This is a genomic window from Candidatus Binataceae bacterium, assembly GCA_036495685.1.
Lineage (GTDB): Bacteria > Desulfobacterota > Binatia > Binatales > Binataceae > JAFAHS01.
On record DASXMJ010000239.1, the window covers coordinates 1 to 10,095 of the forward strand.

Here is a 10,095-nt window from a genome sequence, read left to right on the forward strand (position 1 = left end):
TCGCGCGCGCGAACTTAAATCACTCCGCAAGCGCGCCACCCTTCTCGGCTTCGACCTACTCGACCGCGTTACCGGTGCGGCCCGTAACCCGGTTTCCTAGGAGCGGGTTACGGGCCGCTGGCCCGGCACGTCACATCAGAAACAGTATTGATGTATAAAAACGGATAGCGGAAAGAGCCGAAGACTGAGACCGACCGATCCTTGGTGCGCTTAAGAGCCCGTCTAGGAGCGTGGTCCATGGGGTGTCGCGACAGCGACATTGGTGACAGGCCGGCATCTGCTGGCATGATCCCGTTCTGAAGAGTGTTCTCCATTTTTTTACACCCCTGTCTTCAGCTCAACACCGCCGATCGGACTGACTGAGGAGGCCAACTGCGAGCATCACCCGAAGCACCGTTAAGTGCCTGAAAACTGTTTCTCGGAAGAGCCGCAGCATTCCGGGGGCGTGTGCCCGGAGGCGTGCTATTTGGTGAGGGGAGTCAGCCGATCGGAAATTGCGCCCCGCGCTTCTTCGGCGATTTTTTTCACGATCTCCCTTGCAGGTAGGATTTCCCGCACCAGGCTCACCGACTCGCCTGCATAGAACGGCAGGCTCTCGAGATCGCCCTCGATGTATTCCGTGGGGGCGGCGACCGTGTACTTCACTAGTGGCACCTCGATTCCGCGGCCCCGCATCGTGCCGATGGGTTGACCTTCGCCGGGGCGCTTGCCCGACTCGGGGCATCCGGCAAGTTCCCACTCATCGACCACTTTGGTTCGGATCACTCGATGCGGTGCATGGGGCCATCCGACATCGAACAACGTGGTATGAACGGTCTCGGCCGCGTGTGCGGCAAGCACGCGCCGTTTAAAGATGGGATGTGCGGCAGCCTCGTGTGAGGCGAGAAACCGCGTCCCAAACACAGCTCCGTCTGCGCCGAGCGCGATAACCGCCGCGAGGCCGCGCCCGTCCGCAATGCCGCCGGCCGCGAGCATTGGTAGGTCGCCGATCGCATCGCGAACCTCGGGAATGAGCGCGAGCGTGGTGACAGTCCCGCGCACGTGGCCGCCAGCCTCGAAACCCTGGGCGATGATCGCATCGGCGCCAGCGCGCTTGGCTGCCTGGGCTTCTGCCGCGGAACCACATTGCCAAACGACCCGGCGGAGACCGGCGGCCTTTGCGCGGGGAATCACCTCGGAGGGATTGCCCCAGAACAGCGTCACCGCATCGATGGGTTTATCCGCCAGGAGCTCGAAAGTGCCGTCGCGCAGGAAGGGGACCAGCAAATTCACTCCCAGCGCCTTCTTGGTCAGCGCGCGCGCCGCCGAAATCTCGGCAACCATCGCCTCCGGCGAGAAACCCGCGAGCGCGACGGTACCGATTCCTCCCGCCTCGCTTACCGCTGCGGCCAGGGGCGCCAGAGCCACGCCGCCCATGCCCGCGTTCGAGATCGGCAGATCGATTCCGAACAGATCACAGACTCGGGTGTGCAGCATCAGCCGGACTCTCCGTGGACAGATTGCAGAGACTGCTTGCTAGGGTGGTTCTTCCCCATAATCCCACGAAATCACCCGATCGGGTTTGAAGCGAACGATAACGAGGCGTTCGCCTTTCAGCGATTTTGCGTAAGCCTCGCCATTCTTCTTGCCCAGATACGACACCGCCATCCGTCGTACCCGTTCGTCGTCGGTATCCTCGGTCATCGCGACGGTACCCTTCACGATCACGCACTTGTAGGGCGGCTTTCTGGTGTCAACTACCAGAGTCACGCGCGGATCGTTGGACAGACATTTGAATTTGAACGCCTCGGGGCCGGTGTGAAAGACAACCTCTCCAGCGCGGTACTCGTACCAGGTCGGCACCGCGTGCGGGGCACCGTTGGGCGCCGTCACCGCGACCACCGCGACGTTGGGTTCGCGCAGGAGTTTTTCGATCGCAGATTTTTTCATCGACATTGGAGTCGGGTCTCCGGTCCAAGCATTTCTGAAACTAGAGGACTAAGGTAACACCCTCATTGGACGCGGGGCACGATGGTTTCTCCCGGCCAGCAGGCCTGGGCGCTCTCCGCAAAATTCGGTCCGCTCGGTTTCTAACGGCCCTTGAAATTTGGTTTGCGCTTCTCCTTGAAAGCTCGGGTGCCTTCGCGAACGTCTTCGGACGGATTAGTGATCATCACGTTGAGCGCCGCATCTTCGAGTGCGTTGGCCAGGGTCATTTCCTGCTGTTTGTACATCATGCGTTTGGCGGTGCGGATCGCGAGTGGAGGACCCTCGGCCAGACGGCGGGCCAATTCCTCGGCGCGTTCCGTCAACTTCGCGTGCGGCACCACTTCGGTTACGAGACCCAGGTCCAGGGCGGTCTTCGCATCGTAGACTTCGGACAGCAGGGTCATCTTAAGAGCCCGGTCAAGGCCCATCGCGCGGGGGAAGAAATAGGCACCACCTTCATCGCACAGCAGACCGAACTTCAGCGCGGTGTCTCCGAGTCGCGCTTGATCGGACGCGATCCGGAAGTCGCAGGATAGAGCGAGAGTCAGGCCGCCGGCTACCGCTGCGCCGTTGATCGCCGCGATCACAGGCTTGTCGAAGCGGTTCAGCGACAGCACCAGCTGATGAAAGCCCTCGCGCATTTCCAGCAGATGGCCCATTGGATGCCCATGGAAGCGCGAGCGCGAATCCGGTGCTCCGCTGATATCGCCGCCCGCACAGAATGCGCGCCCAGTGCCGGTGATTATCAGTACGCGGACCTCGTCGTCTTGCCGCGCAAGATCAATCGCGGCCGTGAGTTCTTTGACCATCGCCTCGCTGTACCCGTTCATTCGCTCCGGACGGTTGATCGTGATCTTCGCGACGTGGTCGCGTTGGTCATAGAGAATGGTTGTGAATTCCATGGCTTTCTCGAAAAAGAAATTCACCGTCAAGCAACAAGGGCACTAGGTTCGGGCCGGACCGGATTTAGCGGCGTCCGGTTGCCTTGACGGCTACGGTGTCACCTGCCCTTGAATGTGGGTTCGCGCTTTTCCAGGAATGCCTTGACCGCTTCGCGATGGTCATCGGTACGACCGGTCATTGTCTGGCCCCATGCTTCGCGATCGAGCAGCTCGCGAAACTCGTGGGTAATCGCGAGGTTAAGATTGGCTTTCATGTAGCTGTAGGCCACAGTCGGGCCGTTCGCGATGCGCTTGGCGACCGAGTGCACTTCGTCGCGAAAAGAGGCGGCGGGAAAAAGCCGATTGACCAGACCGATTCGCATTGCTTCGGGCGCATCAATCATGTCCGCGAGGAAGTAGAGTTCGCGCGCTTTGGCTGAGCCGACCAATCTCGTCAATGACCAGGTTCCTCCGTAGTCGCCCGAAAACCCAACTTTTGCAAAAGCAGTTCCAACTCGCGCATTATCCGCCGCCAGCCGCAAGTCGGCAGCCATCGCGAGCGACAAACCCGCACCCGCCGCCGGACCATTGATGGCCGCGATGGTCACCTTGGGCATTTCGTGCAGGAGGCGCGATGCTTCTTCGCCGCGGCGAAGAGTTGCGACGCGCTCCTCGACGCTGGTCTCCTGTCCTTCGCCTCCGCCTTCGTTGCGATCGCGCATCGCTGATATGTCACCGCCAGCGCAGAATCCACGTCCCGCACCGGTAACCACGACGGCGCCGACCTTTGGGTCGGTGGCTGCATGTTCGAGTCCGTTCAGCAGCCCGGACATCATGTCTCCACTCATCGCGTTCAATTTGTCGGGCCGGTTGAGGGTGAGGTAGAGGACGCGGTCCCGAAGTTCAGTCAGCAAATGGTCGTTCGCCATCGTGGCCTCCAAAGGCAAGGATTGCTTTCGTACTACTTTACCATCGCGATCCTGTCGAGGGCGGCCGCAACTGCCTGGGTGCCGTCCAAGTCGTGGCCCAAGGCGGACGCGCTGTTGAACATGGAGGTCATCATCGACAGCCCTGGCAGGGCCAATCCGGCGTCGCGCGCCGCTTCTTGCACCAGGCGCAGGTCCTTGCGAATAAGCTTGATGAAGAAACCGGGGCGCCAATCGCGGGCTATGATTTTTGGCCCGAGGTTCTTCAGTTGCCACGACGAGGCGGCCCCGGCACCGATCGCCTCAAGCACGGTTGAGGGGTCGAGTCCTCCGCTCGCTGCCAGCTGCAGCGCCTCGGCCGCGGCTTCGAGTGTCACGGCGACCGCGACCTGGTTGCAAAGCTTCGTCAGCTGACCCGAGCCCGCCGTGCCCATGCGCGTGACTTGTTTTCCCAAATGAGCCAGGAGCGGTTTCGCGCGCTCGAAGGCGAGAGCCTCTCCGCCCACCATGATCGTAAGGGAGCCCTCGATAGCACCGCTCTCACCGCCCGAGACCGGTGCATCGAAGTAGTGAATGTTCCGCGGCGCCAGTCGGGCGGCAGTGGTGCGTTCCGAGCCGGGCGCGATAGTGCTCATGTCGATTACCAACTGATTCGGCTCGAGCACGGGTTCAATGTTTGCCACCACCGTCTCCACGTCTGGAGTGTCAGGAACCATTATGAAAACGGCCTCGGTGCCGGACGCGGCAGCGGCAGGATCGGGGCTGACCGTCGCTCCGTACTGCCTAAGCGGTATCGCCTTGTCCGTTGTGCGATTGAACACGCGCAGATGGTGACCCGCGACCAGTAGCCGACGAGCCATCGGCGCACCCATTATTCCGGTCCCAATCCAGGCTATCTCCATGCGAGAAGACTCCTCCGGTGCATGGAAGCGAGAGTAGTCCTTGCTTTCGCCGGACTACAGAGATTCGGATCGCTTCGCGCGCCAAGAAAACCCCGAGGGCGAGGTCGTGCTGACAAATGCGAGCGGAAGCCAGATAGTAAAGAGCAAGCCGAGGGCCGGGCGATGCCAAATCCAGAAAAGCCCGTAAGCGACATAGACAGCAGCGAGTGATGCGTGAAGTATCACCCCCGGCTCACTCAACTTGCTCTCGATGCGCGGGAACAAGCGCGAGGCGAGGACGCCCTGGCCCAGACAATGCCAGGTGCCATAAAAGCGGCAACGCCGGCAGGTGCTGGTGCTCGACTCAAGCCAGAAAGCGCCGAGCAGTAGGAGTCCGATCATGACATAGGCGGTTCCGTGAGAACCTGCGATCCTCAAGGACAGGAGCGTGAAAAGCAGGAATCCCGCGACCCCAGAACTCGGAACGACAACGGCGTTTGTAACAGATAAAAGAACGGTTCAAATGGACCCGGGTTCGGCCGCATGGTCGATGACGCCCTTGTTCGAGCGGCCTAATCTACCCGACCCAGCGCCGTGCGCAAGACCATCAGCCAGCGCCCGTCGGACCACTTGCGGCCGCCCGATCACTCGCCACGGCTCGACACGGAGTGGTCGCAAGGGGCTGGAAGCCAAAAAGGTCAACGTCTCGGAGCGCTCGAAGTCTTCGAGGACAGGGAGCTTTGCTGCAAAGCGTCCGAACCGCCCTGCGAGCTGGAAGTCACCTCCGACGAATTAACCTGTCCCTCGGCCGTGACCGGGACATTCGCGTCTGGGGCGGATGGCCCGGACTTGGCCAGACTCGGGAGCCCGGGGGCGACTATTCCGGGCAGATCCGGATCTATGGCCGGCAAAGAAGCCCAGGCTGAGGAGGCCGTGGAAGTTCCGAAAGGATTGTGTCCCGATGAAGCCGACAGACCGGAAGGTCCGTCGTTGGCGCCTATCGGAAGGTGATGACCATTCCCCGGCACCGAGGCGCCATACGTGTTTGCCGCACGGGCAGCTCCTATCGCTGAACCCTCGGCTCCAGCGAGTCCACTGCCGGCACTCATCCCAACTGCCATTCCGCCCATTGACATTCCGCCCATCCCGGCTGCCAAGGCAGGCCCTGTTAATGCACACATCACGCTCGCCGTCACCAACATACACAACACGCTTGCACGACCGCACATACCTATGACCTCGTTAATTTTTCTAGTCACTACGCCGTAATTTCGCTAGGAAACCTTTGTCAGAAGATGGCCCGCAAATCCTTTCCAGATAAACGCCGGACTTCAACGAAGTGCATACCTAAAGTCGTGACTGTGCCGGTTTGATGACCCTTATACCGAGAGACGTTTTCGGCTGAGTGCCCACTGGTGAAGAACTTTAATCGTGAGTGCGACTGAGCTTTCGCTCACCAAGACTCGTATCCTTGCGGCGCAGACGCAAGGTACTTTTTTAATCTGCCAAGACGTAGTTGTGTCCGGGTAGGACTAATCTCAGGCCAGAAATCGTCTTCGGCCCGTCGATCAGCTCGAGACCTGCTGCGCATGGACCACGCGCCGTTCGCGTGGGACTCGATGTCTTTGCCGCGAAAATGTGACCGCCGCGACGACCAACTCGCTCGCACTCGTGCGGGATGCAACGGGAGGCTTCTTTGACACGCCGCAACAATTACCACCTCCCGTTCGGGAGGCGGTACTAACTAGTATGGAGAGTCCGAACCAGTACTCGCCGAAGGGGCCGGATTGCTATCGATCGGTTCCGCAAGGGTTCGGAGAATCGACGAGGTCAGTACCCGGACAACCTCAACTGCTCGCTATGAAGCCCTCCGGTGACAACGAGGTGAAAACGATCCCGCAGCCAACCAGGGCGGACGCTCGCGCCCGGCCCTGGTTCGCGAATAGTAGTAAATAGAGGTCAGGCCGCCATCTTCGATCCGGCGCCCTCTCCTTCCTCGGCGATTGAGCCGCGCTTGGAAAACGCAACCGCGACTGCCAGTAGGATTACAGACGCGACTACCACCAGAATTCTCGTAGCGGTCACGGTATTGAGCGAAGTCGTGCAGAACGGCGCCGCGAGAATTGCGACGAGGTTCATGACCTTGATCATGGGGTTTAGGGCAGGGCCAGCGGTGTCCTTGAAGGGATCCCCAACCGTATCACCAACCACGGTGGCCTTGTGAATATCGGTCCCCTTGCCACCTAGGAAACCATCCTCCACCTTTTTTTTGGCGTTATCCCAGTTGGCACCTGCATTCGACATAAAGACGGCGAGCAATTGCCCGGTCAGGATTGTGCCGCCCAGAAATCCTCCGAGTGCTCCCGCATCGAGACCGAATCCTACCAATAGGGGCGCGAATATCGCGAGAATTCCAGGCCCGAGCAGTTCTTTTTGTGCTGTCGCGGTTACGATGTCGACGCAGCGGCCGTAGTCGGGCTTTTCCTTGCCCTCCATGATTCCCGGATGTTCGCGGAGCTGGCGCCGCACTTCGAAAACCACTTGAAACGCCGCGCGACTGACTGCCTTGATCGCAAACGAGCTGAACAGGAAGGGCACCGCTCCCCCTATCATGAGGCCCACGAAGACGGTCGGCATATTGATTTGCACGCCCAAGGCGCCCAGGCGCGCCTCATCTATAAACGAGCGGAACAGGGACACGGCGGCGAGGACTGCCGTGGCAATCGCAAGACCCTTGGTAAGCGCCTTGGTGGTGTTGCCGATCGCATCCATCCACGAAAGAGTGCGCGAGGCTTCCTCCTGATGAACACCTCCCATCTCGAAAATCCCGTGCGCGTTGTCGGTAATCGGGCCGTAGGTATCCATCGCCAAAATAAATCCGGTGGTAGTCAAAAGACCCAAGCCGGTCAGCGCGATTCCGTAGAACTGCAGCGCTAGCGATTCGTGGAACAGCAGCATCGCACCCACGATTGCCAGCGCGATTGCCATCAACGCCCACACCGAGGATTCGAGGCCCTCCGCCAGGCCTGAAAGGATCAGAGTCGCGGGGCCGGTGCGGGCCGCCACGGCGGTCTCCGTGGTGGGCCCTTTTTCCGGATGGGTGAAATAATTCGTCAGCCACAGGGTGACCACGGCGAGAATTATTCCGAGCGTAGCGCAGCAGGCAAAGCGCCAATCGATCTGCCCGGTCCGAGGGTCATGCAAGTATAGAGCATTTACCAGGAAGAATCCGACGACCGAGGCGGCCGCAGAAACCATGTAGCCGTTGTTGATCGGTCTCATTGGATCGCGCATCGCGGAACCCGTCGGCACGCGTACCGCCATGATCCCGAGAATCGAGGAAAACACTCCCACTCCGCGAAGGATCAGAGCGAAGATGATGAGCTTCATCGCGAAGATCCCACTGGCCGCGCCGTAGATTGCCTTGAAATCGGGTTCGCCTACGGCAAAGGCGGCCAGGATGATTGCGGCGACGAGGGTCACCTCGTACGACTCAAACACATCGGCGGCCATCCCCGCACAATCACCAACGTTGTCGCCCACGTTGTCCGCAATTGTTGCCGCGTTGCGGGGATCGTCTTCAGGCAGATCCTTTTCGACTTTGCCGACCAAGTCACCACCGACGTCGGCAGCCTTGGTGTAGATTCCGCCTCCGATACGCATGAACAGCGCAGCCAGCGAGCCGCCGAAGCCAAACCCGATCAGCACCTTCATCGCTTCCTGCTGATAGACGAGGAAGATTATCGTCGCGCCGACCAGGCCCAACCCGACTGTGAACATGCCTGAAACGCCGCCGGCCTTGAACGCGAGCTCCATCGCGTCCTTGAACGAGGTCAATGCGGCATTCGCGCTGCGCACGTTGCCCTTAACTGCCAGCCACATGCCGACAAAGCCGGCGCCATACGATGCAGAGACACCCATCAGGAAGGCGACCGCGATACCAAGCGAGAGCCAGAGATCGTGGTAGACGCTGCGATACATGAGGAAAAGAGCGACAAAAATTATGGCAACAAAAAAGATCATGGTGCCGACCTGACGGCGTAGGTACGCCATCGCGCCCTGCTCTATCGCGTCAGCGACATCGGTCATCGACTTGGGTCCGGGATCGGCTCGCAGCACAATGCGAACCAGCAGCAAGCCGTAACCGAGCCCCACGACCGCCGACACGAGCACCAGCCAGAGGATCAGCACCTGCCCGCTGGAAAGCGCCGGCAGTACAATATTGGCTTCACTCATCTTTAGTTAGGTCTCCTGAAAATGGACGATTGATCGGGATCCGCGTCGAATGGCTTCTTGCGCCTAAGAGACTTGCAGCCCCGCAGCATATCTGCGGCAGTGTAAGTTTTCCGTCCCGGGAAGTCTAGCAATTCTGCTGCTGCCGACTCTCTCGTGCACAGACGACGGGGACGAAACTTAGGGTCGAGCAATGTCCACTAGTCAGGCGCGATTATGCGACGTGCTTGCTCCGATTCTTTGGCGTCTGATACGTTCGCTATCTTGGGCGTATCGCCGATCGTCGCCAGTATACCCGTCCCCATCGTCTAGCTCGGCCTAGGACACCGGCCTTTCACGTCGGTAACACGGGTTCAAATCCCGTTGGGGACGCAAAGATGCGAAGTGCCACTCGGAAAGGATGCGCAAGCCAGTTCTAGCAATGCCCGGCTCAGGCTGCGGGCCGGCGAAGCGCTCTGAGTGCGGCTTTGGGCTCGTGTGCCAAGATGCGCATGAGTGCGACGGTTGAAGGTTCCATCATCACACGGTGCTGTTCCCAGTTGCGCAAAGTCGCGATGGGAATGCCTAGCGTATTGGCAAATTGTTGCTGAGACATGCCGAGCCGTTTGCGAATGTACCAGGGCGAGAAGATGTCTTCCTCGCGCGTTCCGCGTCCGAGTCTTCTTCGACGTCCCTGCCCTTCTGACGTGTTGGCTTGCGTTCGGTCTGACGCACGAGGTTTCCGACCTGGGGGTCGATGCCTTCGCGCTCCGCGGTGCGTATACGGGCTGACAGATTCTGGGTAGGAACCATGACGCAGCGCGGCAACGCCCTTTCGGATTGTCCTGCACCTGACGGAGGATGGTGCGGCAAGCTTTCAGTTTCAATGGAGAGCGTTGATACTCTGAAAGCATGAATCTCGCGGTCGGCACTCTCGAATTCAAGCCTGTGAGCGAGCTCTCCGAATTGCTCGCTCAACCTGGCGGCGGCGCTGCGTAATTCGTCGAAAGCCGACGAGGTCGGCGTTTCAGAAATTGATCCATCGTTGGCGGATACCGCAACCTTCTGTGAACGATATAACGTGCCGCTTGAGATCTCTGCCAACTGCGTGGTGCTTCAGGCGAAGCGTGGAGAGAAGACTTGGTTCGCTGCGTGTGTCGTCCTGGCTACCACACGGGCAGACGTAAACGGTGCAGTTCGTCAAATCTTAGAGGCCCGCAAGGTATC

Annotated in this window: 8 protein-coding genes and 1 tRNA gene; 1 reads left to right on the plus strand and 8 read right to left on the minus strand. The window is 59.9% G+C overall.

Annotated features, from left to right (window positions below; genetic code table 11):
- Window positions 1-462: 462 nt before the first annotated feature.
- The 7 genes from VGI36_21510 to VGI36_21540 form a co-directional block, all read right to left on the minus strand.
- Window positions 463-1,500 (minus strand): nitronate monooxygenase, encoded by a 1,038-nt coding sequence (locus tag VGI36_21510; protein ID HEY2487729.1) that lies wholly within the window; start codon window positions 1,498-1,500, stop codon window positions 463-465.
- Window positions 1,501-1,515: 15 nt separating this feature from the next.
- Complete coding sequence (locus VGI36_21515; protein HEY2487730.1) at window positions 1,516-1,935, minus strand: TIGR03618 family F420-dependent PPOX class oxidoreductase; 420 nt, start codon at window positions 1,933-1,935, stop codon at window positions 1,516-1,518.
- 134 nt (window positions 1,936-2,069) lie between these two features.
- Window positions 2,070-2,870 carry an enoyl-CoA hydratase-related protein gene (locus VGI36_21520; protein ID HEY2487731.1) on the minus strand — a complete coding sequence of 267 codons (801 nt, stop codon included), beginning with the start codon at window positions 2,868-2,870 and terminating at the stop codon, window positions 2,070-2,072.
- Between the two features lie 98 nt (window positions 2,871-2,968).
- Entirely contained in the window at window positions 2,969-3,778 is an 810-nt protein-coding gene (locus VGI36_21525; GenBank protein ID HEY2487732.1) for an enoyl-CoA hydratase, read from the minus strand.
- 32 nt (window positions 3,779-3,810) lie between these two features.
- Window positions 3,811-4,677: an NAD(P)-dependent oxidoreductase gene (locus VGI36_21530; GenBank protein ID HEY2487733.1), complete on the minus strand. Its 867-nt coding sequence runs from the start codon at window positions 4,675-4,677 to the stop codon at window positions 3,811-3,813.
- 54 nt (window positions 4,678-4,731) lie between these two features.
- Complete coding sequence (locus tag VGI36_21535) at window positions 4,732-5,058, minus strand: hypothetical protein (protein ID HEY2487734.1); 327 nt, start codon at window positions 5,056-5,058, stop codon at window positions 4,732-4,734.
- A 1,557-nt stretch (window positions 5,059-6,615) separates the two neighbouring features.
- Window positions 6,616-8,892: a sodium-translocating pyrophosphatase gene (locus VGI36_21540; protein HEY2487735.1), complete on the minus strand. Its 2,277-nt coding sequence runs from the start codon at window positions 8,890-8,892 to the stop codon at window positions 6,616-6,618.
- A 294-nt stretch (window positions 8,893-9,186) separates the two neighbouring features.
- On the opposite strand from VGI36_21540, the gene VGI36_21545 reads away from it, so the two are divergent.
- Window positions 9,187-9,261 (plus strand) — tRNA-Glu (locus VGI36_21545).
- A 192-nt stretch (window positions 9,262-9,453) separates the two neighbouring features.
- On the opposite strand, the gene VGI36_21550 is transcribed toward VGI36_21545, so the two are convergent.
- Window positions 9,454-9,972, minus strand: a complete 519-nt coding sequence (locus VGI36_21550) for a hypothetical protein (protein ID HEY2487736.1) — start codon at window positions 9,970-9,972, stop codon at window positions 9,454-9,456.
- Window positions 9,973-10,095 lie beyond the last annotated feature (123 nt).